At 68.4% G+C, this 26365-nt stretch carries 23 protein-coding genes; 9 read left to right on the top strand and 14 right to left on the bottom strand.

What is annotated here, in order from left to right; all coding sequences use genetic code 11:
• The first annotated feature begins 4 nt into the window (after nt 1-4).
• From GTY96_RS04870 to GTY96_RS04880, 3 genes are read left to right on the top strand one after another with little or no spacing between them, the layout of a single operon-like run.
• Nucleotides 5-922, top strand: a complete 918-nt coding sequence (locus tag GTY96_RS04870; protein ID WP_235685329.1) for a fumarylacetoacetate hydrolase family protein — start codon at nt 5-7, stop codon at nt 920-922.
• Between the two features lie 36 nt (nt 923-958).
• Complete coding sequence (locus GTY96_RS04875) at nt 959-1501, top strand: VOC family protein (RefSeq protein WP_143898831.1); 543 nt, start codon at nt 959-961, stop codon at nt 1499-1501.
• Entirely contained in the window at nt 1498-2145 is a 648-nt protein-coding gene (locus GTY96_RS04880; protein WP_161663988.1) for a polysaccharide deacetylase family protein, read from the top strand. The genes GTY96_RS04875 and GTY96_RS04880 overlap by 4 nt, the downstream gene beginning before the upstream one ends.
• Before the next feature lie 81 nt (nt 2146-2226).
• On the opposite strand, the gene GTY96_RS04885 is transcribed toward GTY96_RS04880, so the two are convergent.
• Entirely contained in the window at nt 2227-3159 is a 933-nt protein-coding gene (locus GTY96_RS04885; RefSeq protein ID WP_143898833.1) for a LysR family transcriptional regulator, read from the bottom strand.
• 133 nt (nt 3160-3292) lie between these two features.
• On the opposite strand from GTY96_RS04885, the gene GTY96_RS04890 reads away from it, so the two are divergent.
• Entirely contained in the window at nt 3293-4006 is a 714-nt protein-coding gene (locus GTY96_RS04890; protein ID WP_143898834.1) for an SDR family oxidoreductase, read from the top strand.
• Nucleotides 4007-4095: 89 nt separating this feature from the next.
• On the opposite strand, the gene GTY96_RS04895 is transcribed toward GTY96_RS04890, so the two are convergent.
• Nucleotides 4096-6294 carry a M4 family metallopeptidase gene (locus GTY96_RS04895; RefSeq protein WP_235685330.1) on the bottom strand — a complete coding sequence of 733 codons (2199 nt, stop codon included), beginning with the start codon at nt 6292-6294 and terminating at the stop codon, nt 4096-4098.
• A gap of 289 nt (nt 6295-6583) precedes the next feature.
• Here GTY96_RS04895 and GTY96_RS04900 point away from each other — a divergent pair, with 289 nt between their 5' ends.
• The 3 genes from GTY96_RS04900 (at nt 6584) to GTY96_RS04910 (ending at nt 9778) form a co-directional block, all read left to right on the top strand.
• Nucleotides 6584-7414, top strand: a complete 831-nt coding sequence (locus GTY96_RS04900; protein ID WP_235685331.1) for an AraC family transcriptional regulator — start codon at nt 6584-6586, stop codon at nt 7412-7414.
• Nucleotides 7411-7800: a VOC family protein gene (locus tag GTY96_RS04905; protein WP_201755778.1), complete on the top strand. Its 390-nt coding sequence runs from the start codon at nt 7411-7413 to the stop codon at nt 7798-7800. Before GTY96_RS04900 ends, GTY96_RS04905 begins: the two co-directional genes overlap by 4 nt.
• Nucleotides 7801-7933: 133 nt before the next feature.
• Nucleotides 7934-9778, top strand: a complete 1845-nt coding sequence (locus GTY96_RS04910; protein WP_161663991.1) for a M48 family metallopeptidase — start codon at nt 7934-7936, stop codon at nt 9776-9778.
• 78 nt (nt 9779-9856) lie between these two features.
• Here GTY96_RS04910 and GTY96_RS04915 read toward each other — a convergent pair whose 3' ends face one another.
• From GTY96_RS04915 to GTY96_RS37130, 3 genes are all read right to left on the bottom strand, one after another.
• Complete coding sequence (locus tag GTY96_RS04915; protein ID WP_143898838.1) at nt 9857-10204, bottom strand: carboxymuconolactone decarboxylase family protein; 348 nt, start codon at nt 10202-10204, stop codon at nt 9857-9859.
• 72 nt (nt 10205-10276) lie between these two features.
• Entirely contained in the window at nt 10277-10693 is a 417-nt protein-coding gene (locus GTY96_RS04920; protein WP_143898839.1) for a (R)-mandelonitrile lyase, read from the bottom strand.
• 483 nt (nt 10694-11176) lie between these two features.
• Nucleotides 11177-11809 (bottom strand): cell wall protein, encoded by a 633-nt coding sequence (locus tag GTY96_RS37130; protein ID WP_235685332.1) that lies wholly within the window; start codon nt 11807-11809, stop codon nt 11177-11179.
• A gap of 378 nt (nt 11810-12187) precedes the next feature.
• Here GTY96_RS37130 and GTY96_RS04930 point away from each other — a divergent pair, with 378 nt between their 5' ends.
• Together GTY96_RS04930 and GTY96_RS04935 are read left to right on the top strand one after the other, a co-directional pair.
• Entirely contained in the window at nt 12188-13234 is a 1047-nt protein-coding gene (locus tag GTY96_RS04930) for an NAD(P)H-dependent flavin oxidoreductase (RefSeq protein WP_143899112.1), read from the top strand.
• 55 nt (nt 13235-13289) lie between these two features.
• A complete protein-coding gene (locus tag GTY96_RS04935; RefSeq protein ID WP_161663992.1) occupies nt 13290-14195 on the top strand; it encodes an alpha/beta fold hydrolase in 906 nt (301 codons plus the stop codon).
• Between the two features lie 3 nt (nt 14196-14198).
• Here the strand turns inward: GTY96_RS04935 and GTY96_RS04940 are convergent, their stop codons facing one another.
• The 9 genes from GTY96_RS04940 to dctA all read right to left on the bottom strand — a co-directional run bounded on the left by GTY96_RS04940 (nt 14199) and on the right by dctA (nt 26341).
• Nucleotides 14199-14633, bottom strand: a complete 435-nt coding sequence (locus GTY96_RS04940; protein ID WP_143898841.1) for a DUF6312 domain-containing protein — start codon at nt 14631-14633, stop codon at nt 14199-14201.
• A 33-nt stretch (nt 14634-14666) separates the two neighbouring features.
• Nucleotides 14667-14936 (bottom strand): DUF6200 domain-containing protein, encoded by a 270-nt coding sequence (locus GTY96_RS04945; RefSeq protein WP_143898842.1) that lies wholly within the window; start codon nt 14934-14936, stop codon nt 14667-14669.
• Between the two features lie 54 nt (nt 14937-14990).
• On the bottom strand, nt 14991-16973 hold the full coding sequence (locus tag GTY96_RS04950) for an ABC1 kinase family protein (protein ID WP_161663993.1): 1983 nt from the start codon (nt 16971-16973) through the stop codon (nt 14991-14993).
• A complete protein-coding gene (locus tag GTY96_RS04955) occupies nt 16970-17230 on the bottom strand; it encodes a phosphopantetheine-binding protein (RefSeq protein WP_143898844.1) in 261 nt (86 codons plus the stop codon). Before GTY96_RS04955 ends, GTY96_RS04950 begins: the two co-directional genes overlap by 4 nt.
• The gene (locus tag GTY96_RS04960) at nt 17227-18513 is read right to left on the bottom strand and encodes a type III PLP-dependent enzyme domain-containing protein (RefSeq protein WP_161663994.1); all 1287 of its coding nucleotides are present in this window, start codon (nt 18511-18513) and stop codon (nt 17227-17229) included. The genes GTY96_RS04955 and GTY96_RS04960 overlap by 4 nt, the downstream gene beginning before the upstream one ends.
• The gene (locus GTY96_RS04965; RefSeq protein ID WP_161663995.1) at nt 18510-20051 is read right to left on the bottom strand and encodes a class I adenylate-forming enzyme family protein; all 1542 of its coding nucleotides are present in this window, start codon (nt 20049-20051) and stop codon (nt 18510-18512) included. The genes GTY96_RS04960 and GTY96_RS04965 overlap by 4 nt, the downstream gene beginning before the upstream one ends.
• 19 nt (nt 20052-20070) lie before the next feature.
• A complete protein-coding gene (locus tag GTY96_RS04970) occupies nt 20071-23019 on the bottom strand; it encodes an alpha/beta fold hydrolase (RefSeq protein ID WP_143898847.1) in 2949 nt (982 codons plus the stop codon).
• A gap of 166 nt (nt 23020-23185) precedes the next feature.
• Nucleotides 23186-24811 (bottom strand): hypothetical protein, encoded by a 1626-nt coding sequence (locus GTY96_RS04975; protein ID WP_161663997.1) that lies wholly within the window; start codon nt 24809-24811, stop codon nt 23186-23188.
• Between the two features lie 201 nt (nt 24812-25012).
• A complete protein-coding gene (dctA, locus tag GTY96_RS04980) occupies nt 25013-26341 on the bottom strand; it encodes a C4-dicarboxylate transporter DctA (RefSeq protein ID WP_143898849.1) in 1329 nt (442 codons plus the stop codon).
• Nucleotides 26342-26365: the final 24 nt, after the last annotated feature.

Here is a 26365-nt window from a genome sequence, read left to right on the forward strand (position 1 = left end):
GCGGATGGCATCGATTCTCGTGAAGGATGTGCCCGCCCTGGGCGTGCGCACCCCCAGAGGGATGGTCAACATGACGGCTCTCGATCCGTCGGTCGGGAGCTCGCTGCGGGCCCTGCTCGAACGGGGCCCTGGTGTGTTGGCGACGCTCGCCGCGCGTGCGGCGGAGGCGGCCGAGTCGTACGTGCTTTCGCCCTCGGAGTTCCGCTTCCGGCCGCTCGTGCCGGAGCCGAGCAAGTTCCTCTGCCTCGGGTTGAACTACGTCGCGCACGCGTCGGAGGCGACCTACGAAACGCCGCGCCACCCCGTGGTCTTCACGCGTGTACCGTCGAGCCTCCTCGCGCACGGTGAGCCGCTGGTGGTCCCCACCTGCTCGAATCAGCTCGACTACGAGGCCGAGCTCGCCGTGGTGGTGGGGCGCCCGGGGCGGAACATCCCACGGGAGCGGGCGCTGGAATGGGTCGCCGGGTACACGCTCTTCAACGACGGCTCGATTCGGGACTACCAGAAGCGCACTCCCCAGTGGACGGTGGGGAAGAACTTCGATGGGACAGGGCCCCTGGGCCCCGAGCTCGTGACCCCTGATGAGCTGCCCGAGGGAGCCCGCGGGTTGCGCATCCAGATGCGTGTCGGGGGCGAGCTCCTCCAGGACGCGAACACGTCGGACATGATCTTCGACGTCGCCACCGTCATCGCGGACCTCTCCGAGGCCATGACGCTCCAGCCGGGTGATGTCATCGCGATGGGGACTCCGAGCGGCGTGGGCGCCGCGCGAACGCCGCCGCGGTACCTCCGCGCCGGTGACGTGTGTGAGGTCTCCATCGAGCGGATCGGCGCCTTGACCAACCCCGTCGCCGACGCTGTCTCCGCGCGCGCCGGGGCGCCGCGCACGCACGAGCAGCCAGCCGCACCGGCGGCGAAGTGAGCTGGAATCGTTGAGGAAGCACCCACGGGAGGACGAATGTCCACGCAAGCGAAACTGCCCAGCAGGCTGCATCACACGGCCTACGTGACCCGGGATCTCGAGGCGACACGGAGGTTCTACGAGGAGCTGATTGGCCTGCCGCTCGTGGCGACCTGGTGCGAGTCGGACGAGCTGTTCGGTGCCGTCCGCACCTACTGCCACACGTTCTTCGAACTCGCGGATGGGAGCGCGCTCGCGTTCTTCCAGTTCGAGAAGCCGGAGGACCAGCAGCTCTTCGGGCCGGAGATGCCCGCCTCTCCGTTCCACCACATCGCGCTGAACGTGGACCAGGAGGCCCAGCACGGAATCGAGCAGCGTCTGCGGGCTGCTGGCTACAAGGAGCCCGAGCTGTACGTGCTCGAGCACGGCTACTGCCGCTCGCTCTACGTGAAGGACCCGAACGGGATGATCGTCGAGTTCACGCATGACAGCCCGGAGGCCGTGAAGCCCGCGCTCGTGGAGGTCCGCCGCGCCAAGGCCCGCCAGGAGCTGGCGCGTTGGCTCGCGGGGGACCGCACCTCCAACAACGTGTTCCGGTGAGCCTGCTCACGCTCTCGTTCGACAACGGGCCCGATCCCCGCGTGACACCGCGGGTGCTCGACATCCTGGCGTCGCACGCCATCCCCGCCTGGTTCTTCGTGCTGGGGAAGAACCTCGTCTCGGACGAGGGGAGGCGGCTCGTCGCGCGTGCGCGCGATGCGGGGCACGTCATCGGGAATCACTCCTTCACGCACGCCATTCCGCTTGGGGAAGATGCGCGCCCGGACGCGGTGGAGGAGGAGATCGCCGCGACGGAGGAGCTCCTCTCCCCGCTGCTCTCCGCGCCGAAGTGGTTCCGTCCCTTCGGAGGCGGAGGGAGGCTGGGCCCACACCTGCTGAGTCCGCGCGCCGTCGACCACCTGTGCACCCACCAATACTCGTGTGTGCTCTGGAACAGCGTTCCCGGCGACTGGCTCGACCCCGTGGGATGGCCCGAGAAGGCGCTCCAGGATTGCGCGATGCGCCCTCACACGCTGATGGTCTTGCATGACATCCCGGACGCCTGTCTGGAGGGATTGGACGGGTTCCTCGTCCGGGCGAAGGCGCTGGGCGTGCGCTTCACGACGGAGTGCCCGCCGGACTGTGTGCCCATCGTGGAGGGTCGCATCGTTGGCGACCTCTCGGGGCTCGTCGCCGCTGGCTGACGGGGCGAGAGGCGTCGGCTCACGGGCGGGCTTCAATCGGGGGGCGCTCTTGCTGTAGCGGTGCACGCCCGGGCGCGCGAACTACGCGGCGAACTGCGGCTGGGTGGCCATTTGCGCGACCAGCGCGTCAATCACCAGTCGAATCCGCGGAGGCATGTGCCTCCCCCTCGGCCAGACGGCGTGGATGGGGAGCGAGGCCCCCCGGAGCATCGGCAGCACACGGCGCAAGGCGCCCGCCTGCAAGTGTTCAGCGGCCAGCCACGAGGGCAGTTGCGCCACGCCCATGCCCGCCAGCGCCGCATCCAGCAATGCGCCGGTGTCACGCAGGCAGAGCGCGCCATCCACGGGAACCTCGCTCGAGGCCATTCCCGCCTCCGGTCGCGTTGCGTCCACAAGCTCCGTCAACCGCCAGCCCGTCCGGCGATCCGATAGCAGGCAACGGTGCCCGGCGAGGTCGGCGAGGGTCTGAGGCACGCCGCCGCGCGCCAGATACGTCGGTGAGGCGCAGAGGATCGTCCGCTGTACACCCAAGGGACGCGCCATCAGCTCCGCGCGGTCCGCCAGCTTGCCGATGCGCACGGCCAGGTCCACTCCGTCGGCCACCAGTTCGCTCACGCGGTTGGAGAACGTCACATCGAAGCGCAAACGCGGATGCCGCGCGGCCAGCTCACCCACGACCGGCATGACCCAGCGACGGCCGAACAGCAGGGGCACGTCCAGGCGCACGTCGCCCGCCGGCTGTGTCCGCCGGGTGCTGACGGACGCCTCCGCCGAGGCCAAGGCCTCCATCACCTGCCGACAACGCTCGTGGAATTCACGCCCCTCCGGCGTCAACGCCAGCCGGCGGGTGGAGCGCTCCACCAGGCGGACGCCCAGGCGCGCTTCAAGCCGCGAGACCGCCTTGCTCACGGCCGTACGCGACACGTCGATGCGTTGCGCCGCGTCGGTGAAGCTGCCCGTGTCGCCCAAGGCGACAAAGGCGCGGATTCCAGCCAGTGCGTTCTCCGTCAGCATCCGGTCCCCTTTGGGTTCGCCGTCGAACGACGGACTGGTGACACTTTGTCACGTTGGAGGCGACCTCACCGCACGCCACCTGCTCGGTAGATTGAAGGTTTGACGCAGCTCAATCCGTCATCGAGGAGACAGGATGTCACGCGACAAGACGTTGGTGGTGATTGGCGGCAGCTCCGGCATCGGCCTGCGGACCGCGGAGCTGGCGGCCGAGTGCGGGATCCACGTGGTCATCGGGGGCCGTTCTCAAGACCGGCTCGACGGCGCACTGGCCCGGTTGGGCGGCGGCGCGCGCGGCTACACCGTCGATTCGGCGTCGCGCGAGTCGCTGGCGGCGTTCTTCGGCCACATCGACAGCATCGACATGCTCTTCACGCCAGGGGCGAGCTACCGCGTCGGGAGTTTCGCCGACAGTCCGCCAGAGGTCGCGGAGAGCCCGTTCACGCACAAGTTCTGGGGACAATATTGGGCCGTGCATGCCGCACTGCCGAAGTTGACGGAACGTGCCTCGGTGGTGCTGATGTCGGGCGCGGCCGGCGCCCGGCCCGTCAAGGGGGGCGCGGCCTACGCCGCCTGCAACGCCGCGGTCGAAGGGCTCGCGCGGGGGCTGGCCACGGAGCTCGCGCCACGTCGGGTCAATGTCATCGCGCCGGGCACCGTCGACAGCGACCTGTGGCGTCGGCGCCCCGCCGAGCTCCGCGATGCCGCCTTCAGCGGCTATCGCGCCGCCACGCTGCTCGGTGAAGTCGGGCGTGTCGACGATGTCGCGGATGCGGCCCTGTTCTTGCTCACCAACAGCGCCATGACCGGTTCGACACTCTTCGCCGATGGCGGCTACGTGTTGCGCTGAGCCTGGTGCTTGTTTCGGGAGGTCGAGCCGGGTTGGAGGGAGGCGCAGGAGTGCGCCTCCCTCCGTGGAAGACCCGCGGTCCTCCGGCCCTACGGAATGTTGTACGTCAAGGTCAGGTCGTAGGTGCTCGCGGTGTAGCCCCGCACCATGAGGTAGACGCGTTGCACGCCGGCCGGAACCGTCATCAGGCACGACTCGGCGGCACCGGAGAGGTAGGGGCGGCAGTCGTAATCCGTGAGGGTGGGGGGCTGGTTCCAGCGGACGTACAGGTCTGGGTCCCCCGTTCCCGTCATCACCGCGGTGAGCTTGCTGCCTGGAATGACGCAGAAGGGGCCCATGGGGTGCTGATCACCAAGGCTGAGGCTCCCCTTCATGTTCACCGTCGGCGTGTCGTAGGTGCCAGGGGTATAGGTGGCCGTCAGCGAGACGCCGGCGAAGGCGCTCTTGCCATGCAACATGACGTACCACTTGCCAGGGGACGGGCTGGGGAACGTGCAGGTCTCTTCATTTCCGGGAAGCATCGACCGGCAGTCGAAGTTGGTGAGTGTCGGCTGCGCGTCGAACTTCACGTACAGGTCCGCGTTCCCCGTGCCGCCGCTGCTGCTGATGGTGAGCTTGCTCGGGGTGGCCAGCGTGTTGAACGTGCCGTTCCCACCCTGTGCGAGCGGGAGGCAGTTTCCGCCGCCCGGTTGACTCGGCACCTCGAAGTAGGCGTATTGCGTGCTGTCCGGGGCGCCTCCCAGACCTGGGAGCGGCACGCCGTTGATGAGCTGTGGCGTCGCGAGCGAGGACACCCCCACGGCGGTCCATGCGTCCTCGACCGACCGGGTCGTGGCCGCGTCGTAGCCGAGTGCCTGGGCCGCCTGCACCGTGTACAGCCTTGCCTGCCGGAGGGTGGTGGTGGAGGTGAAGTAGTTCGTGTTCGCCCAATAGAAGATGCGCCCTGCCTTCTGGATGCCAATGCCCGACACGACCGTGGTCGTCTTGCCGCGTGGGTGGGTGCCACCTTGGGCGAGCAGATAGAAGGCCAGGTTGGGAATGCCGGAGCCGTAGTGCACATCCGTGCCGGAGGAGTAGTTCGGGTAGTAGTCCACCGACGCCCCGTCCAGCACGGGGTCGTTCATGTAGCGGAGCGCGTCGTTCGGGATGCTCGGAGTCCAGACGTCGTCGCCAATCCTGTAGACGCCGCTGTCGATGCTCCACCCTTTCGCCCACGCTTCGCAGTAGGCGGAGAAGATGTCGCTCAGGGACTCGCTGAGCGCCCCGGACTCGTTGGCGTAGACAAGGTTCGACTCGCGCTCCGTCACCGCATGCGTCAGCTCGTGCGCGGTCACGTCCCGCGACTTGCCCAGCGCGATGGAATTCACGCCGTCCCCATCGCCGTACACCAACTGCACGCCATTCCAGTAGGCGTTCACGTAGTTGGTGCTGTAGTGCACCGTGCTCCTGAGCGGTGCGCCCGCGTTGTCGAAGGAGTCGCGGCCGAAGTTCTGGAGGTAGCACTGGTAGACGGTGCTCAGGTGGCCGAAGTTCTCGTCCACATGTGAGTCGCCCGTGGCCGCGCTTCCCTCGGAGCGTCTGAGGGTGCCGGGGAGCGTGGTGCCGTTGTTGGCCGAGTACACCTGGCGGTTCAGCGCCGTCTGGATGCGCGAATGAACCGCCAGCCGCGCTCCCGTCTGCGCGTCCACGTACACCTGCTCGTCCGCTGGCAGGTCGCCGCGGTCGCCTGTGACGTGCACCTCGTAGGCCAGCGTCGTCGGACGCGCGCCTTCGCCCAGCAGATACACCAGCCGCGCGGGACGCTCCGCCACCGCGCCGCTGACCCCCAGGTCGCGGACCGCCGCGCTCGCCGCCAGGGCCTCTGACAGCGCCGGTGACACCGCCGCCTTCGCCCCGTCACGCGCTGAACCGTTGGCCGCGTAGACGAGGCCCGCGGTGTCCGCGTGGAGAATCAGCTCGCCGCCCACCACCTTCAGCCCGTTCTTGAACTGCTGGAAGCGCAGGTGGCCGTGGCCCCGGTCGTCCACCGTCACCCGTGACAGCACCAGGTCTTCGCCACGCAGGCGGAACGCGGGCGCGATGCCTCGCAGCGACTCCTGCGTCCGCGGTCCTCCTGGGAGCAGCCGCGCATCCGCCCCCGTGTCGATTCGTCCCAGCTCGCCACGGATGAAGTAGGGAATCCCTCCCTCCGCTCCCTCGCTCCGGGCCTCGTGCAGGTTGCTCAGCGCGGCCCGGATGTCGCTGTCCTCTTGCTCCACCGGAGCCGCGGGGGCTTCCCCGCCGGCCATGCTGCATCCGCAAAGCGAGAGGCCAGCCCAGACGGCGCAAAGACTCCTCAATCGGCTTTTCATTGGAGAATCCCCCACTTCAATTGGAGTTTTGCTTTTACCATGAAGACTGGCAATTCCATGCTCGGGGGCGTCCTGGCCGCCAGGGGAGGTTCGCCACCGCGCAAGATTCTCCAAGCGCGGTGCGCGGGGCGTGACTAGGGTCGCGCCGCGTCATGACAGCGCCCGGGGCCGCCCTCCTGGATGCGGCGGCTGGCGGACGGGGAGAACGATGGCGGCGACGACGGTCATGAGGTGTGACTCGCTCTCGGTGTTCGACTACCGGTGCCACGCGGGTCCCTGGGACACGCCGTTCACGGAGCAGCACACGGGCTTCTCCATTGCCTATGTCAGGAAGGGGAGCTTCAGCTACCACACGCGGGGGAACACGTTCGAGCTGGTGGCGGGCTCGCTGCTGATTGGCCACCCCGGTGACGAATACCAGTGCACGCACGAGCACGTGGTGGGGGATGAGTGTCTGTCGTTCCGGCTCTCGGAGACGCTGGTGGATGCCCTCGGCGGTCGGCAGGAGGTCTGGCGGACCGGCTCCATCCCTCCGCTGCCGGAGTTGATGGTGTTCGCCGAACTCGCGCAGGCGACGGTGGAGGGCAGGCGCGACCTGGGGCTCGATGAGCTGGGAGTCCTGTTCGCTGCACGCTTCGTGGATGTCACCTCTGGAAGGAAGCGCAGGCCGGTGGACGCCCGGCCGCAGCAGCGCCGCCGCGCGGTGGAGGCGGCGCTGTGGTTGGACGCGCACTCGCACGAGCCGGTCGTGCTCGAACGGGTGGCCCGGGAGGTCGGGCTCAGTCCATTCCACTTCCTCCGGCTCTTCTCGAAGGTCCTGGGCGTCTCTCCGCACCAGTATTTGATCCGCTCCCGGCTGCGCCACGCGGCCCGCCTGCTGGCCGACGACGCTCGCTCCATCACCGACATCGCGTTCGACGTCGGCTTTGGTGACCTCTCCAACTTCGTGCGCACCTTCCACCGCGCCGCGGGCGTCTCTCCCGGAGGCTTCCGTCAGGCCGCGCGGAAGGAGCGCAAGTTCCACCAAGTCGCGCGCACGGTGCCCTTCCTAGGATGACGGTCATCACCCAGGAGAACATCGTGTACGACCATATTGGATTGAAGGTGAAGGACCTGGCCAGGAGCGTGCGCTTCTACGAGAAGGCACTGGCTTCGCTGGGACATGTGCTGTGCACCCAGGACGCGTCGAGCGCGGGCTTTGGCCCACCGGGCGAGCCGTGCCTGTGGCTCTATGACTCCAAGGATGGCGCGGGCCCCGGCGTGCACGTGGCGCTGAAGGCCTCCGAGCGAGCCGCGGTCGACCGCTTCCACGCGGAGGGGCTGGGGGCGGGCGGACGCGACCACGGGGGGCCTGGGCTGCGTGCCGACTACAGCCCCACGTACTACGCCGCGTTCCTGCTCGACCCGGACGGCAACAACGTCGAAGCGGTCTGCATGCGCTGAGGTCTGGCTTCCCCGTCGTGCGGGGGAGGGTCGGCAGGGGTGTGTGCCCTGCCGACCGCATGGCGACGCATGCCCCTGCTTCTCGGAGACTGGGGCGTGATGCGGGGTGCGCTATGCTGGCGCCCTCATTCCTATGGCCTCTTCTCGAAAATCTCCCGGTCTTGTCCGCGGCTACGTGCTGCCGGCCCTCCTGCTCTTCGCCGTGCCGCTCTTCGGGTTCTGGTTCTCCGGCCATGCGTCCGACCGCCTGGATGCCCGGGTGCTGGACGTCGTCGAGAAGCAGATCGCACAGGACACCGCGTTGAGCGAAGCGGACCGTCAGGAGGCGCTCGCCTTCTACCGCGCGGTCCCCGCATCGGCGGCCTGCGCGGACGACAGGGCGGAGTTGACGAACTACCGCAACAGCCTTGGCGGCGCGTGCTCGGACCTGAGGCAGTTCGGGTGGGCGCACCTTGCCTCCTGGGTCCTGCTCGCGCTGGGGCTTGCGTCCACGGTGCTCGCGCTCCTGTGCGGTCTGGCCGCGTTCATCTCACGCCCCTTTCAATACGGCAGCTTCGTGGTGGGCTGGCACGTGCTCCGGGTGACCAGCGCGCTCCAGGTGCTGGGCCAGGGCGCACTGGTCGTGTGGCTCTCCTACTGGGGGCCCGCGCTGTGGTTCCAGCGCTACTCCCCGAAGCTCATCATCCTCATGGCCGTCGTGGCCGGCCTCGCCGTGTTCATGGTGGTCGTGGCCATCTTCCGCCGCCCCTCCATGGACTTCGAGGTGGAGGCGGAGGAGATCCTCGAGGAGCGCGCCCAGGAGCTGTGGGCCTGCGTGCGCCGGCTGTGCAAGCGGCTCCAGACGTCGCCGCCCGACCACATCCTCGCGGGCATCGACACCAACTTCTTCGTCACCGAGCATGAGGTCCGCGTGGGCGGGCGTACGCTCTCCGGGCGCACGCTCTTCGTGAGCGTGTCCCTGCTGCGCCTGCTGGAGCGCTCCGAGGCGGAAGCGGTGCTGGCGCACGAGATGGGCCACCTGCTGGGCGGTGACACGGGGCACAGCAAGCGGCTGGCGCCCATGCTCTCGCACTTCGGCGACTACCTGCAGGCGCTCTACGAGGGCGGCATGACGCGCCCCATCTTCTATTTCATGGCGGCCTACCGGGGGCTGTTCGAGCTGTCGCTGGGCCGCAGCCGGCGCGCCAGCGAGCTCGCGGCGGACCGGCTCGCGGCGGGGGCCACGTCGGGGCAGGACATCGCGCGCTCGCTGGTGAAGGTGGGCGCGTACGCCAGCTTCCGCGCGCGCGTGGAGGCGAAGCTCTTCGCTCAGGACGAGCAGCAGGCGTCGGTGGCCATCGCGCAGCGGGTCGCGCACGGCTTCTCCGAGTACGCCCAGTCCGAGGCGGTGCACGACGACTTGCAGGGGGCCGTGACGCCCCACCCGTTCGACTCCCACCCGCCGCTGGCCGCGCGCATGGAGAACGTGGGCGTCCAGCTCAAGCCCGCGGACATGGCGCAGGTGCTCCTGGAGCCGGTGACGTCCTCCTGGGTAGACACCCTCCTGGACGCGGAGGCCATCGAGGCGCGGCTGTGGGGCGTCTACGAGGCGCGCTTCGCGCAGGCCCATGACCTCGCGCTCGCCTGCCGCTACGAACCGTCCACGGAGGAGGAGCGGCGGCATGTGGAGAAGCACTTCCCGCCGCTCGTCTTCGAGGGCAAGGAGGCCCGCTTCGAGGTGCGGATGAACTACGCGGAGGTGAGCTGCGCGGAGTGGGAGCAGCCCGTCCCATTCGACGAGGTCGCCTCCGCCGCCACCGCCGAGCGCATGTTCAAGAAGTACCTGGACCTGCAGGTCACGGGAGAAGGCTCCAAGCGCCGCCGCTCCATCTGCCTGAGCAGGTTGCGGGATCCGGACGCGCTCCTGCAAGCCTTCCAGCGTTACCTGGGGCGACACCAGTACATGCGGGCGCACCGCTCCAACTCGGAGGCCGCTTGAGCCGCACCATCCGCCGGAGCGTGGCGGGGTAGAGGAGGAGGGCCGGGGCGAGGGGGCTGTGCCGCTTCCTCGCGCGTCTCATCCCCGCGGGTCGTGGCCGGGCTTCTTGGCGAGCAGGTCCCTGGCGCGCGTCACCGCCGACATCGCGTTCGGCCAGCCGGCATAGAACGCAAGGTGCGTGATCATCTCGACCAGCTCTTCCTGCGTGACGCCATTCTCGAGCGCCCGTGGGAAGTGGAAGTCCATCTGCTCGGTCTTGCCCATCGCGATGAGCGCGGCGCACGTGATGAGGCTCCGGTCGCGTTTGCCGAGCTGCTTTCGCTCCCACACATCTCCAAAGAGAACGTCGTCGGTGATGTCGACGAGCTTCGGCGCGAAGTCACCGAGTGACTTCCGGAGCGCGCTGGGAGGCTTCTGGGTGCTCATGTCATCTTCTCCTGGAGGGGCCTACGCCCGAATGATGCAACCGTGACGATGGAGGACAGCGACTTGCATCGGTCACTGCTCCTGCGTGGGCGCCCACGCGCTGTATTGCTCGTTGGAGACCTTCTCCAGCCACGTGACGTTCCTGCCGTCGAGCGACTCTTGAATCGCGATGTGCGTCATCGCCGTGGTCGGCGAAGCGCCATGCCAATGTTTCTCCTCCGGCCCCACGGTGACGACGTCGCCCGGCCGGATCTGCTCGATGGGTCCACCCCAGCGCTGATGAAGGCCGCGTCCCGAAGTGACAATCAACGTCTGGCCCAGCGGGTGGGTGTGCCAGTCGCTTCGCGCGCAAGGTTCAAACGTGACGTAGGCGCCGCCAGCACGTGCTGGCGCGTTGGCGGAGAACAGCGGGTCGATGCGCACGGTGCCGGTGAAGTGCTCGGCGGGGGCCTTCTGAGAGGGTTGCGTGCCGTTTCTCTTGATGTCCATGTGTCCAACCTCGTGTTCATTCCGTTCCAGGCGCTCCCGCTACGCCGCCGCCAGGAAGGGCCCACGCTGGGAACATGCGTCGCCGCTTCCGTGACAACCAGGCGCCGCGGAGACCCAAGGGATGGGGTGCCCTCCCGAGCGAGCGACCCCTTGGGACATCGGGCAACGATGCCGCCGGATCGCGTGGACGGAACATGTTCTCGGTCGCGGCGAGGAACTAGAGGCCCATCACAAGACAGGCTCTTAAGCCCTGGTTACCAATGGGCCTTGCTCCTCGGGAGGACAGGCCGTCTCTTCGCGACGCGGGAGCCCCACCTCCCGCGACCGCGGCGACCCGTCTCTCCAAGCCTGAAGGCCTCGCACGACCCCGCGCCACCCTGGACAGGGCGCCTCACGCCGCTGGAGCAGGCCAGGGCCCCCCTGGTGCGGTCGTGGCCTGGGGGAGGGGGCCTCCCGAGGCGGCGCGCGCTGGGCGGCGGTACCTCAGGGGCTGCGCTTCTGCTCCCGGAACTCGCGGGCCCAACGCTGGGCGGCGGCCGTGGCGCGCTCGGTCTCCGAGGAGAGGCTGCTCGCCTCTGCCTTCGCGGGAGGTGGCGGCGCCCCTGGGGCTGGAGCCAGCGCTCCGGCCACCTCCGCGCCGAGAGGCAGCTCTCCCTTCTTCCGCACCCACATGCGTGGCGTGGCGCTGGCCGGCTGCTTGGGTGATGGCGTCGCGACCTCGGCCTTGGGCCTCCGCCCGCGCGGAAGAATGACGTCGGGAATGCTGTGGGGGGCAGCCCCCTCCACCCACGCCGCGTGCAGGCGGCCCGTGGCCACCATGAGGCGCCGCTTCTGGTAGTGAGCGGCGCAGTAGCCCTGGCTGCGGTGGGGCTGCCTGCAACCAATGACGGCGCAGGCCCTGACCGCGGGTGCGGCGGCCGGAGCAGGCGTCTCACGGATGGGCTCCGCGGCGGCCTTCGTCGGCCTCGTGGCGCTCCCCTGACGCTCGGCCCGGACGGGCTGGGGCTCCCCGGACAGCCGGCTCGCCAGCCGGCCCAGCGCGGCCACGAGCGATGCGACAGGGCCCGTTGCCTCGCCCCGAATGGCGGCCCGGAAGGCGCTCTCGACAGGCCCCATCGACGTCACGGGGACCGGGTGGGGACGGTCGAGCTTCGATGGAGGAGAGGGTCGTGAAACACGAGGACGCTGAATTCTTCGCATGTGATGTTTTGCTCTGCTCGTGCTGCTGACGGGTGGGGAGCGCCTCGGGACCCGGCGCGATAGTGGACGACTACCACTCCTTGGCGCGATGTCGTTAATCGGTGAGCAGGGGCGGACCTTACACGGGTTGGGGCAACTTCTTGGAGAATGAAGGGGGATGCCCATCCGTTCTCGGGTGTGCACTCCGCGTCGTGGCACCGGGGCGCTGGCAGTCGAAGCGTGCTGAGGCCGCGACCCGACGCGGCCGTAGGCCGTCCGACACCTGGAGGCAGGGCGCGGCCCGATGCCAAACAGATGGTCCCGCGGGGCTTTGTCTTTCACGTCCGGTTCAGCCTTGCTGCATGGCAATCCTTCCTTTCACAGGAGCGACCCATGCGAACGCGCTTCACCGAACGCTTCAAGCTGAAGTACCCCATTGTCTGCGCACCCATGGCGTACATCGCGGGTGGCATCCTGGCGGGTGCGGTCAGCCGTGCCGGCGCGATGGGATTGATTGGCGGGGGATATGGCGACGCGGATTGGATCGCCAAGGAGCACGCGCTCGCCGCTGGCGCGACCGTGGGGGGGGGACTCATCACCTGGACGATCGAGCACAATCCGCCCATCCTCGACGCGGCGCTGTCGCACCGACCGCATGCCTTCATGTTGTCCTTTGGAGACCCGCGTCCCTACGCCGCGAAGATCAAGGCCTCGGGCGCGGCCTTGATCTGCCAGATTCAGCGCCTCGCCCAGCTTGATCAGGCGCTCGAGGCAGGTGCCGACGTCATCGTGGCGCAGAGCAGCGAGGCCGGGGGGCACGGGATGCACGACCGCGCGACCACCACCCTGGTCCCGGAGGTCGCCGACATCCTCGCGAAGCGCGCTCCGAACACGCTCCTGCTCGCGGCGGGAGGCGTGGCCGACGGGCGTGGGCTGGCGGCGGTCCTGGCGCTGGGCGCGGATGGGGCGCTGGTGGGCTCGCGCCTGTGGGCCAGTCGCGAGTCATTGGCGCACGAAGCCTCCAAGGCGATGGCGGTCCGATTGACCGGGGAGGACACCGACCGCTCCACCGTCTTCGACATCCTGCGTGAGAAGGACTGGCCGGAGGGCTACACCTTCCGCGCGCTCAAGAACACGATGACCGAGCGCTGGTCCGGACGTGAGGACGAGCTGTTGCTCGTCGCCGAACAGGAGCGCGCGATCTACCGGGCGGCGATGGCGGCGGCCGACTACAGCATCGGTCACTCCCCCGTCGGCCAGGCGGCAGGGTTGATCCGCGACATTCCCACCGCCGCGGAGATCCTGGCGCGGATGGACAGTCAGGCAGCCGACGTGCTCCTGCGCCTCAGCAAGCACACCTAGGAGGTGATGAGAACCCGACGAACACGGAGGTCTTATGAGTCACCCGCGTAGGTGGATGATTGGAATCATCCTGGCAGGCGCCGTCGTCCTCTCCCTGGGCATCCGCCGCGACCGGTCCGCCAAGGAGATTGAAGAGCGACGCGCTCGCCCCCCGTCGAAGTTCATCACCGTCGATGGCGTGCGAGCCCACTACCGGGATCGCGGCAAGGGCTCGCCCATCGTGCTGCTCCACGGCTCCAACGCGTCGCTCTTCGCCTGGGAAGGCTGGATGGACACGCTCGCGTCCGAACACCGGGTCGTGACAATGGACCTCCCCGGCCAGGGCCTCACCGGGCCCGACCCCCAGCACCGTTACTCCGACACGGAGGAGGTCGCCTGGGTGGACGCCTTCGTCAAGAAGCTGGGGCTGGACCGGTTCACCCTGGGCGGCAACTCGATGGGCGGGGGCATCGCCTGGCGTTACGCCGTGCTCCACCCGGACAAGGTGGACCGGCTGATCCTGGTGGACGCCTACGGCCTGCGGCGCGACGAGAAGCTGCCCTTCGTCTTCCAGCTCTATGAGCAGCCGGTGCTGAGCCATGTGGTCCGCTGGGTGACGCCTCGCTTCATGGTGAAGAGCGCCGTCGCCGCGACCTATGGCGATCCAAGGCACGTCACCGATGAGACCGTGGACCTCTACGAGGACATGCTCCTGCGGGAGGGCAACCGCGATGCCACCCGCAGGAGGTTCGCGCTCGAGGATGAGGACACGCTCGAGGAGCGCCTGTCGGAGATCAAGGTCCCCACGTTGATCCTCTGGGGGGGCCGCGACGAGTGGATCCTCCCCAAGTACGCGGAGACGTTCCACTCGAAGATCCCCCAGTCGCGGTTGGTGATGTTCGACGGACTGGGCCACGTGCCGATGGAGGAGGACCCCGCCGCGACCGTGGCCGCGGTCCAGGACTTCCTCCACATGCATTAGCCGCTACCGGCCCACGGGGCCTGAGAGGAACCGCGCGACCGACCGGACCTGTTTCCGATTCCGCTTGCTGTCAATCGTGCGGGTCAGGTCGCGCGGCACCTTGCTCATCGTCTTCATGGTGTCGCTCACCGCCTTGCCGGTGTTCTTCACCATGTCGCGGAGCGCGCCATCCTTCTTCTTCTCCGCCGACTTCTTCTCATTCTTCCGGTAGGTCTTCATCCCGTCGGAGACGGCGGCGGCCATGTGGTCCATCGCGCGGCTGACATTGCGGTGGGCCTTGTCCAGGTTCTTCAGCCCCTTGCTTGTCTTGCGCTTCTTCTTTGGCGGGACCGTGCTCTCCACCATCACGTCCGCCGTCATCGTCCCGGTCCCGCTGCCGTTATGGCCATCCGTCTTCACGGTCATGTCGGCGGACACTTCCTTGCCTGGAATGCTCATTGTCTTCCGCTCCTTGTTTCTGCTCCACGGGGTTCACGGCATGAAGGGAGGCACGAAGGGCAGCGGCAGGCCCCCACGCCGCTTCTTCTTGGGCTGCTTCCGGTAGAGCAGCACCACCGGCACGAGCTGCTTGCCGGTGCTCTCCTCACCCAGCCGATTCCGGACCTCGTCCAGGACCTCGTTCACTTCGAGCATCAGCGTGCCCTCGCCACGCTTGAGGTCCTTGAGCTTCTTTCGCCGCTGCTTGCCCATATCGATCACGATAGGGAGGGGACCGGTGAGTCGCTGAGGATCAATCGCCATTCGATGTTCTCCTTGCAAGGTGTGCAAGCCCATCCGCCCCGTGAGGCGGTACGGTCAGAGCGCGCTTCGAGAGCCCGCCTCCCTGTTCTTGTCGGATAGACGAAAGCTGATCCCCCGGAGCGTCACCGCCAGCGCGAGCAGCGCGGCGCCGACGAACAGAGGGCTGACGAACATCGCCCCCCACGCACGGCCTGACAGCACCTCCGTGGAGAACGCCTCTTCCGCGCCCTGTCCCTGTTGGACCATCCGGGTGAAGGCCGCGCCAACGCGGATCGCCAGCCCCCCCAGCAGCAGCGTGGCTCCGGCGCGGAGCGACTGGGCAATCGCGAAGGAGAGCGTCCGCTCGGTCACGGCGAAGCGATAGGTGGAGGAGTCGAGGAAGCGCTGGAGCCGGTAGAAGCCCGCCATCGCCGCCTCGTAGATCTGGTCATAGCGAATGAACGAGCGGTCCTCGGCCAGACTGTCCAGTTTCTTCTCGAACCGCCGCCGCATCCGGCGTCCCAGCTGCACTTCGTACCGGCGGTACTCCCGGTAGTGGTCGATGCGGGGATCCAGCCGGGCGGCCAGGCTGTCCGAGAGCATGGTGGAGCGAATCATCCGCAGGGTGTTGAGGTTCATGGGCACCCGGTACTCCTGGGCGAGCTTGAAGAAGCCAATCCAAAGGTTGGCGGACGTCCGCTCCCACCAGCGCGAGGTGCGGCTCTTGTTCGCGTAGAGGTCCTGCCAGAAGACCCCCTCCAGTTTTCGGGAGAACTCCTCCACGTCCACCGCGGGCAGCGGCTCGAGCAGCGCGAGCACCGCGGACACCATCCGGCCCACGTCCTCGTTCGCCTGGGCGTCCGCGATCTCCCGCCACACCCGGCGCTCCCGCGCGGTGAACGCGCCGCAGGAGCCGAAGTCGATCAGCACGAGCTTGCTGTCCGGCTGCACCACCACGTTCGCCGGGTGGAGGTCCGCGTGGAAGAACAGGCCCTCCTGGGCACAGAGGCGTGCGATCTTGAGCAGTCTGCGGGCCACCTTGCGGGGGACGATCCCCAGCTCGGCGAGCGCGCGGAGCCCCTCCTGGTCCTGGCGCTCGGCCGCGGAGACGAGGTCCTTGAGCCAGATGCCGGAGACGAACTCCGTGACCAGCACCTCGTGGTTGGAGAGGTCGCCGTGGACGCGCGGCGAACGCGCGAACTGCTGACCCAGCCGGTCCAGCCGGTCCTGGAAGAGCTCCGTGTAGCGGGCCTCGCGGACGAAATCGAGCTCCTCGTAGAGCATGGAGCTGAGCTCATAGAGGAGCTGGCGCGAGTAGCCGGGAGGCACGAACCACACCTCCGCCAGCCAGAGGATCCACCCCAGCGCGCGCATGTCCGCGGCGAAGAGCGCGCCCACGCCGGGCCGGCGGACCTTCACCGCCACCACCTCGCCGCTGTGGAGCACCGCCCGGTAGACGCACGCGACCGAGCCGGAGCCCACCGGCGCGGCGCTCAGCTCGGAGAACACCTCGGAGATGGGCCGCTGGAACGCCCGCTCCATGATTCCCCGCACCTGCGAGGAGGGGATGGGCGGAGCGGCGTCGAGCATCTTCTCCAGCTCCTGGGCCACCGGGTAGGGGAGGAGGTCCACGCGGATCGCCAGCTGTTGTCCCAGCTTGATCCACGTCCCGCCCGCCTGCTCAATCAGACGCCGCAGGTGCTGCGCCCGCCGCTGGAGCGAGTCGCGCCGCCGGAGCACGTCCGCCGCGATCCGCGCCAACAGCCACAGCGCGCCGAAGAGCCAGACCCCGAGCTGCAGGAGCGCCCGGCCGATGCTGGCGTGGTATTGCTCCGCCTCCCGGTGGTGCGGGGACGGAGGCGTGTCCCAGGCCCGCGCGCGGAGCACCTGCCCCAACGCCTTCGCCGCCTCGATTCGCGCGCCCTTACCCTCGCGCCGCCGCCAGCGCTGGACCGCGGCCTGGATCCGCTGGCCGCGCTGCTCCGCCGGCAACGCCGCCGCGGTGGGGGGCGCCTCCTCCTCCTCCTCCGTCTTCTGGGCGGCGGCCAGCGGGCTCACTTCGCGTCGCCGCGCAGGTGCCGGACGGTGGACTCGAGCGTCGCCGCGGAGTGGAACGTCTCCGCGGTGAGGAGTGCGTCCGGGACGGAGATCTCGAAGGCGCCCTCGAGCGCGAGCATCAGGTTGATGGCGCTCATCGAGTCCAGCCCCAGCTCGTTGAGCGGACGCGCCATCTCCACGGGCTCGCCGGGAGCCACCCGGGGCAGGAACTCGCGCAGCACGTCGACCAGCTTGGTCCTCACCTCTTCTGCGTTCATGGTGCCTCCTCCGACAGAATCGACCTCGCGGCGGCGGGCCGCGCGTGCGCTTCATGGCCCCAGCGCAGCCGGTGCACCGACGTCAGCTCTCCGTTCCGGTGCGCCAGCTCCAGGGGCGGCGGCCGGCTGAGGAACCCCGTGAGGCTGGCGGTCAGCCCGTAGGCGCCGACGTTGGGCACGAAGACCCGGTCCCCTGCCCGGAGCGGCGGAAGCCTGAGGTTGCGCGCGAAGCAGTCCAACGGGGTGCAGAGCGGCCCCACCACGTTGACCTCCTCGAGCGCGCCGGACGGCACCTCCGCGCCCCCCCGCGCGACGCCAATCCCCATCAGCGGCACCCGCCCGAGGCCGGACATCCCGCCCAGGTGGTGGATGCCGGTGTCGAGGATGACGTACTGCTTCCCCTTGGAGCGCTTCACGTCCATGACCGTCGCCCAGAGGGTGCCCGCGGCGCCGCAGAGCCAGCGGCCTGACTCGAACCAGAGCGTGGCGGCGGCGGTCCGCTCACGACCGGCGGCCAGCTGGGCCAGCGCCTCGCGCAGGGGGCTCAGGTCGGGCCCGACGCCCGGCGTGGCGAAGGGCCAGGGGAAGCCGCCGCCCAGGTCCATCACCTGGAAGGCCACCCCGAGCGCGTCGGAGAGGCGCTCACCCACCTGAAGCGCGACCTGCATCGCCGAGAGCAGCGCCGGTACGTCCGCGAGCTGCGTGCCCTGGTAGATGTGGAGCCCCTTCAGCTCGATGCCCTCCAGCGCCTCCAATCGCGCGCGGCCTTCGAGCAGCTCCGCCTCGTCGAAGCCGAACTGGCTGCTCACCCCGCTCATCGCCAGCCGGGCCACGGGGGGCGCGCTCGGGTTGACCCGGAGCAGGACCCGCGCGCGGAGCCGTGCGGACCGCGCGGCCCGGTCAAGCCGCTCCAGGTCCGACCAGGACTCGGCGGAGAAGCCAGTCACTCCGGCGGCCAGCGCCGTCCGCACCTCCTCCGCGCTCTTGCCTGGGCCGGTGTACAGCACCCGCTCCGGAGGGAAGCCCGCGGACAGCGCCACCGCCAGCTCTCCCGTGGAGGACACCTCCGCGTCGCAGCCGAGCCGGCAGAGGTGCTCGGCGATCGCGGGCAGTGGATTGGCCTTGAGCGAGAAGAGCAGCCGGCTGCCCTCGGGAAGCAGCGCGGTGAGCGCTCGCGCGCGGCGCTCCACCTCCCCCAGGTCGTAGATGTAGAGGGGCGAGCCGTAGACCTCCAGCCAGGTCGCGGCCCGCTCCAGCTCGGGGAGGGACACGGGCGCGCTCATGGTCGCCCTCCCGTTCCCAGCAGGCCCGCGAGCGCGGCCCGGTCGAGCTTCCCGTTGGGGGTCTTGGGCAGCTCTGGGACCCAGTGGACCTTGTCCGGCATCTTGTAGGACTCCAGCCGGCTGGCGAGGGCGTCGAGCAGCCCGGTCTCCCGCAGCGGGGCCGCGTCCTCGCTGGCGCTGGCGGTGACGAAGAGGTGCAGCCGGTCGACATGCGGCTCCTGGACCACGCCCGCCTCGGCGACGCCGCGCAGCCCGCACGCCACCTCTTCGATCTCCAGCGGATGGATCCGGAAGCCACGGCACTTGAGGAGGAAGTCACGCCGACCGACGAACTGGAGGAAGCCTTCCGCATCCATCCGGAACAGGTCGCCTGAGTACAGGACGCGGCCCAGCCCGCGCGGATGGGTCCGGTAGCGCAGCGCGGTCTCTTCAGGGGCCTGCCAGTAGCCGAGCGCGACGTGGCGGCCCTGGAGGACGAGCTCCCCCACCGACCCCGGAGGGAGCACGCGGCCCTCCTCGTCGACGACCATCGCCTCGGTGCCCGGCAGCGCGCGCCCCACCGAGCCCGGGTGCGCCTCCAGCTCCTCGGGCAGGAGGATGGAGACGCGCTTGCATTCGGTCAGCCCATACATCAGGAACACGGAGACGCCCGGCAGATGCTGCCGCAGCTGCTCCACGTGACTGAGCGGGAGGTGCGCGCCGGTGTTGGTGAGCGCGCGCAGCCGGAGCGTGCGCGTCCCTCCGCGCGCGAGGAGCTTGAGCAGCGCGGCGAAGAGCGTGGGCACTCCGGGGAGGACGGTGATCCGCTGGCGCTCCAGGGTGGCGAGCAGCGCGGCCCCGGCCAGCTCCGCCCCGCCGATGAACACGGAGGCGCCCACCTGCGCGGCGAGGAACACCTGATAGAGGCCGTAGTCGAAGGAGAGGGGGAGGAAGACCCCCACCACGTCCTCCGGCACGTACTGGAGGCGCTCCTGGATCGCGGCCACCACGAAGAGGATGTTGTCGTGGCTGAGCGTCACCCCGCGCGGCGCGCCGGTGGAGCCGGAGGTGTAGATGAGGCAGACCGGATCGACGTCCACTCCGGGGAAGGGTGGGCACTCCGCGGGCTCCCTGGCCAGGAGCTGCTCCAGGCGCGCTCCGTTGGAGGGCAGCGCGCCCCCTCCAACCCAGACGATGGGCACGTCTCCGAAAGCGGGGGCCAGGTGCGCGGTCGTCTCATCCAGGAAGGCGACGGCGGGCGTCACCTGGCCCAGGATCCTCCGCAGACTGGCTTCGCGGATCGCCCCGTGGAGGACCGCGAAGATGCCGCCGACCCGCGCGGTCGCGAACGCGGCCAATGCCTGCTCCGCGCGGTTGCGGGTGAGGATGATCGCCCGGTCTCCGCGCTGGACCCCGCGGCGCGCGAGCCAGCCCCCCAGCTGCCGGGTGGCGGTGGCGAGCTGGGCATAGGTGAAGGTGTGGTCGTCGCTCAGGAACGGGCGGTCGCCGTGAAGGCGTTCGGCCTCATCCAGCAGGCCGCTGAGGTGTCTGGTGAACATGGGCGTCGCTCCCGAGGAGTCAGGACAGCCGGTCGTCGCTGAAGATTTCCTTCTTCACCAGGAACCTCACCGTCTTGGAGAGGATGCGCTCGTTGAAGGCGATCCGCTCCGGATGGGCGAGCAGTTCGTTGCGGAGCTTGAGGGGCTCCGGCAGCCCGGCGTCCTTGTAGATCTCCGGGTTGTAGAGCTTCTGCATCGACATCAGCATGAAGCGCTTGAGCGCGCGCTCCACCTCCCGCAGCCGCTCCACGCCGTACCGGGTCCGCAGGTCCTGGTGGAGCCGCTCGATGTTCAGGCGCCCGTAGCTGATGTGACGTGTCTCATCGGAATGATGCAGCCGGTTGATCTCACGCACGAAGGGCGGCAGGCCCGCGTCCTTCGCCATCTGGCTGTTGTAGATGTCGACAATCTCCTCGAACACCAGCACCGTGGCGAACGCCAGGAACTCCTTGATGTCTGACTCAGGGAAGTTGTCGTAGCGGATCCGGCGGTCCTTGTAGATCTTTCCGCCGTAGGTGAGGCAGAACCGCGAGAAGTACCACATGTGCTCATTCTCCTCGAGCACCAGGTGGTGGAGGTACTCCGACGACACCTCATGGCCCGGGGTGTGGATCCGGCTGATCATCTCGGTGAGCAGCTCCCGGATCCCCGTCACGTTGAGGCTGAAGAAGTTGATGCACTCCCACTTGCTGAGCAGGAGGAGTTGCTCCGGCGTCAGCTTCTTCTCCCAAGGCGTGCCATGGACGGAGAGCAGCTCCGGGCTCATCCAGTACTGGTCCTGGGGGAGCGACTTCTCCCAGACGAGATCCCGGAAGGGATTGCTCGGGTCGGCGTTGGAGAGATGAATCAGCCGTTCGAGGGTGCGCGCGAAGCCCTCGGTGGCCGGCTCCGGGGGGGCGGCCAGCGGAGGCGCGTTCTGGGCGAAGTCCTCAATCATGGTGGCGATCCCTTCATCGTAGAAGTGGGAGAAGTGGTCGGCGGTCGGGTTGAGCACCGTCCGCGCGTCGACGAGACGGGAGGCGAGCGCCGCCACCTGGTCCGGATGCGAGATGAGATCCGCGCCACCGCCATAGACGAGCACGGGCTGCTTCACGGACGTGGTCCACGCATCCTCACGTTCGCGGAAGAGCGCGGAGACCATGTGCGCGTAACGGAAGAGGCTGGCCGGCGTCCGGAACGGAACGCTGGTCATGTAGAGCAGGTGCGGATCGGTGGAGGTGAGGACGCTCGCCACGATCTTGCGGTCCTCGCTCTGGGGCGCTCCGCCGGCGGAGGCGTTGCCGAAGATCAGCTTGCAATAGCGCTCCGCGACGCTGGGGTTCGCGGCGATCTGCGGGAAGAGTCGGCGGAGGTTCTTCTCGAACGAGGTCATCGGCGGGCCCGCGTCCGCCGGGAGGGAGACCGTCCCGTTGAGGAGGACGCCCCTGGCGAAGCGCGCCGGGTGCTCGGCCAGCGCGCGGAGGGCCACCTGCGCGCCGCTGCTCCAGCCCACCACCGCCTCCACCCGGGGGATCTCCAGCCGGTCGAGGATGGCGGTCAGATCCTCCACGTGGACGCTGGAGTCGCAGCGGTCGGGATTGAAGTCCGGCGTCGGAGTGGGCAGCCAGCGGGTGTTCCAGGTGATGACCCGCCAGCGTTGGGACAGCCGCTGCGCGAGGGGCGCCAGGAACTCCTCGGGCATCGCGTACGCGTTGCAGAGGACCAGCACCGGCCGCGACGGGTCGCCACGGGTGAAGGCGCACACCTCCACCCCGTCGCGGGCCCGGACCTGGACCGGGGTGAACACATCTCCGGTGCTCTCCCGCGCCAGCTCCGCGAGGAAGCTCGAGAGGTAGACCTCCAGGTCCGCCAGGGTGAGCGGCGGGTGCGGTGGCAGGGCCCGGGCGAAGCGCTTCGGGTTCTTTCCGTAGCTGGCGTAGAAGGCCCCCCGGAGATCGAAGAGCTGCTCGATGGGAGACGCCTCCGTCTCCCGGCGGGTGGTGAAGCTGAGGATGGAGAGCTGGAGGGCGCGGGAGACCCGGTCGATCATCCCCTCGGCCGCGACCTCCTCCGGACCGACCAGGTGATGGACCGGGCCGCCCTCGAAGCCCGTGGCGCTCAGGCGGAGCATGTCCAACACCACGTGGTCCACCGGGACCAGGTTGATGACCGCGCCCTTGTCACCCAGGACTCGCAGCGGGTCGGTGACCTGCGCCAGGCCTTCACGCAGCCGGTGCAGTTCGTGGACGAAGCCGTAGAGCCCGAAGCGCGTCCCACCGCTCCGCCGGCTGCCGCTGGGGCCGACGATCACCGATGGGCGGACGATGCTGTAGGCCAGCCCCGCCTCCGTGCAGGTGCGTGAGACGTCACGCTCCGCCTCCGCCTTGCTCTCCTCGTAGTAGTTGTTGAAAGCGGCGGCGCCGTCCGGGGGAACCGGATGCAGCTCCTCCGCGATCAATCCGCGCCGCGTTCCCGCCGTGTACGCGGTCGAGACATAGATGAACCGGCCAACGCCGGACCGCAGCGCGACGTCCAGGACATTCCGAGTCCCGACGCAGTTGTGCGCGTGAATCTTGGTCCGGTGGCGATTCTCATACGCGAGGCTCGCCGCGGAGTGCCACACCTCATCCAGCTTCGCCTCCGTCAGCTTCGCCTGGTCCTCCGGTGAGAGTCCGCAGCGCGGCAGGGTGATGTCTCCCACCAGGCAGTGGACGTTCTGTTCGAAGGCTTCGATTGGGACCGGCACGTCATAGGAGGCCGCGCTTTGTGCGAGCGACTCCAACAGCCTCGCGCGCGCCTCCGCCACGGACTTGCCACGAACCAGGACAAAGACTTGCCCTCCCGCCCTCAGACGCCAGAGGAGGAAATGGCTCCCAAGAAACCCGGTCCCCCCAGTCAGGAGCAATCGAGTCGGACGGACTGCGCGTGCGTCGAGTTCGAGAGGATTGCCGAATTGAGGACTCAAGGCGGCTCCGCTGGGGATGGGCATCGATGTCGTTGGGCTTATGCATGGCAATTAAATCCAGGTCAATCCGATTGTGCATTGTTTGAATGTTAAGCGCGGTTCTCTGGTCTGATTGACTGTGTGGTTGCCAACGCATCGTCGGAGCGCGGGGTTGGGTGTTACTCAAATCAAGACAGCGAAAGGCCATTTGTCATGGAGATGGCGCGAGGGGGGTAGGGCAGGTCAGGTGCGCGGGCATGGACCACAACTGGAAGGAGCGGGTCTCATCGAAGGCGCGGAAGTAGAGCCGGTCCCCGAAGTAGCTAAAGGCTTGGGGGATCGAGCCACTGGGGCCTGGGTTGAGATCCTGGAGCAGGCCGGTCGTCGCCAGGGTCCCCCGGGTACACCAGAGCTCGAGCCCCGTGGCGGCCGCGCTCGCGACGAAGAGGATGGAGTCCTCGCTGATGGCGAAGAAGGGGGGGACGTACTCGTCCCCGGGGTTTATCCCGTTCGTGAGGAGGAGGGTCCCCGTGGCCGTCCCATCCGACACCCAAAGCGATACTTCGCGCGCCACGGGGCCGGTGCCGCCAATGCCCGCGGCGAAATAGAGCCTGCCGTTGATGCGTGTGGACCAGGCCAGGAAGGGATACGCACTCGGTTCATTCGCATAGGGATTGGGCAGGGTCTTGACCGAACTCTTGCCGCCTCCACTGAGCGAAAGGCTTTGGATGCGCAGCCTCTGCGTCGTGTAGTCCGGTGAATACACCAGCACCTTCGAGCCCGCCACGCCGAGCAGATAGACGTGATGGCCGAACGCGTCCAGCCGCACCGTGCCCGCCGGGCTGCCATCCGACTTCCAGACCTCGGTGTTCGCTCCATCCTCGAACAGGAACAGGGCCTGATTGCCTTCACGGGTCCAGTGGGTGAACGTGACGACCTGCGCGTCCAGCTTCTTGGCGAGTGACGTGCCGGCCGTGGTGCCGTCCGTGCGCCACAGCGCTGTTCCCTGCGCCGGCGAGGTCACGACGAAGAGGACGAGGCCGCCCACCTGCAAGAGTGTCTGACGGAATGCCTCGGTGGTGCCGAGGGACTTGAGGGCATGGGTGCCATTCGCGGTGCCATCCGTGCGCCACAGCGTGTCCCCATGGCCGGGCGAGGTCAGGACGAAGTAGAAGAGGCCTTCCGTCTGGAGCGACGGGCCTCCGAGCGTCCCGGAGGCACCCAGCTGCTTGAGGAGCACCGTGCCATTCGCGGTGCCGTCGGTGCGCCACAGCTCCGTGCCTTGCCCTGGCCTGGACAGGAAGAAGTTCACGACCCCACCCATCTCGAACGAGCTGGGCACGAGCGTCACGGGCGGACCGAAGTTCCTGAAGCGGACGGTCCCCAAGGAGGTTCCATCCGTGCGCCACAGCTCGACTTGCGAACCGTCAGGGGTGGGCGACCACTCGCGGAAGAGCGTCAACTGGCCGCCCTGCCTCGTCACGAGGTTGAACCAGGTGTCACCGGGACCCGGGGTCAGGTCCTTCACCAGGTGCGTCCCGCTGTCGGTCCCGTCACTGAACCACAGCTCCCGGCCCGTGGTCCCCGGGTCGTCGAGCATGAAGAAGACCTTGTCCCCGAAGGGCATCAGGTCCGTCAGCCGGGGGATGGCCGCGAAGACTTCTGGAAACGACTTCACCGGGACGGTCCCTGGCTCCGTGCCATCACTGCGCCAGAGGACCGCCTTGCCGTCAAAGAAGTTGGTCGCGAAGTAGAGGAACCCTTCCGCGCCGACAAGAAACTCGGGATAGGGGCCGTTGCTGGAGGCGCCGGAGCCTGGGGGGATGACAATCTTCACGCGCGAAGCCACGCCCGCGAGGGAGGACTGCGCAGGGACCTCGGAGCGCCCCTTTTCGACTGGCGTTGCCCCGCACTCGAACATCCCCAGGCTCAGCAGGACAAACCAATGCCTTGTGCGCATGCCAATTCCTCCTCGGGTGAGGTCGGAGATGGTAGCGAGCGATTGGAAGTCATTGCTACGACCCTGGAGTGCCGGGCCTCAGCCGGCGTGGCCCGTGTCCGTGATGATGCCCGCGCCCTCCGCGGGGCGCCGCGGTGCGCCGTTCAGCTCCGCGTGGAGCTTGTCGTGATCCAGCTCATTCTCCCACCGCGCGATGACGATGCTGGCGACGCCATTGCCGATGACGTTGGTGATGGCCCGCGCCTCGCTCATGAACCGGTCGATTCCCAGGATCAGCGCCAGGCCGGCCACGGGGACCGAGGGAACGACAGCGAGCGTGGCGGCCAGGGTGATGAAGCCCGCCCCCGTCACGCCGGAGGCTCCCTTCGAGGTCAACATGGCGACCGCCAGCAGCGAGAGCTCCTGGGTGGTCGTGAGCTCGACGTCGAGCGCCTGGGCCACGAAGAGGGCCGCCATCGTCAGGTAGATGTTGGTGCCATCCAGATTGAACGAGTAGCCGCTGGGGACGACCAGCCCCACGACAGACTTTGAGCAGCCGAGCGTCTCGAGCTTCTGCATCAGCGGGACCAGGGCGGACTCCGACGAGGAGGTGCCCAGCACAAGGAACAGCTCGGCGCGGATGTAGCGCAGGAAGCGCAGGATGGAGAAGCCCGTCACCCGGGCGACGAGCCCCAGGACCAGCAGCACGAACAACCCGCACGCCAGATAGAAGCTGCCCATGAGCTTCAGCAGGGGGCCCAGGCTGCTCACGCCGTAGGCGCCGATGGTGAAGGCCATGGAGGCGCCCGCGCCCACGGGGGCGAGCTTCATCACCGCGCCAATCATGGTGAAGAACACCTTGGACAGCGTGTCGCACAGCGCGATGACCGGCTTGGCGGTGTCCCCCAGCTTCGAGAGCGAGAAGCCGAACAGCAATGCCAGCAATAGCACCTGGAGCAGGTCTCCATTCCCGGTGAAGGCATCCACGAAGGTCTTCGGCACGATGTGCAAGGCGAACGCGACGGCGGAGGTCTCGTGCGCCTGCTGCGTGTAACGCGCCACGCTACTGGCGTCGAGCGTCCCAGGGTCGACGTGGAAGCCCGAGCCGGGGCGGATCGCCTTGACGACGATGAGCCCGATCATCAGCGCGAGCGTGGAGATGAGCTCGAAGTACAGCAGCGCCTTGCCGCCGACCCGCCCCACCTTCTTGATGTCCGAGACGTTGGCGACGCCGAGCACCACCGTGAGGAAGATGACCGGCGCGATCAACATCTTCACCAGGGCGATGAAGGCATCACCCAGGGGCTTGAGGCTCACCGCGATCCCCGGTGAGAAGTGGCCCAGCAGCCCTCCCGCGACGATCGCGGTCAGGACCCAGAGGTAGAGACGGGAGACCTTCGGTTGCGCCGCGTGTTCGGAGAGGGACATGAGAGCTTTGCTCCTTTGAGACAG

The organism is Corallococcus silvisoli, from assembly GCF_009909145.1.
GTDB lineage: Bacteria > Myxococcota > Myxococcia > Myxococcales > Myxococcaceae > Corallococcus > Corallococcus silvisoli.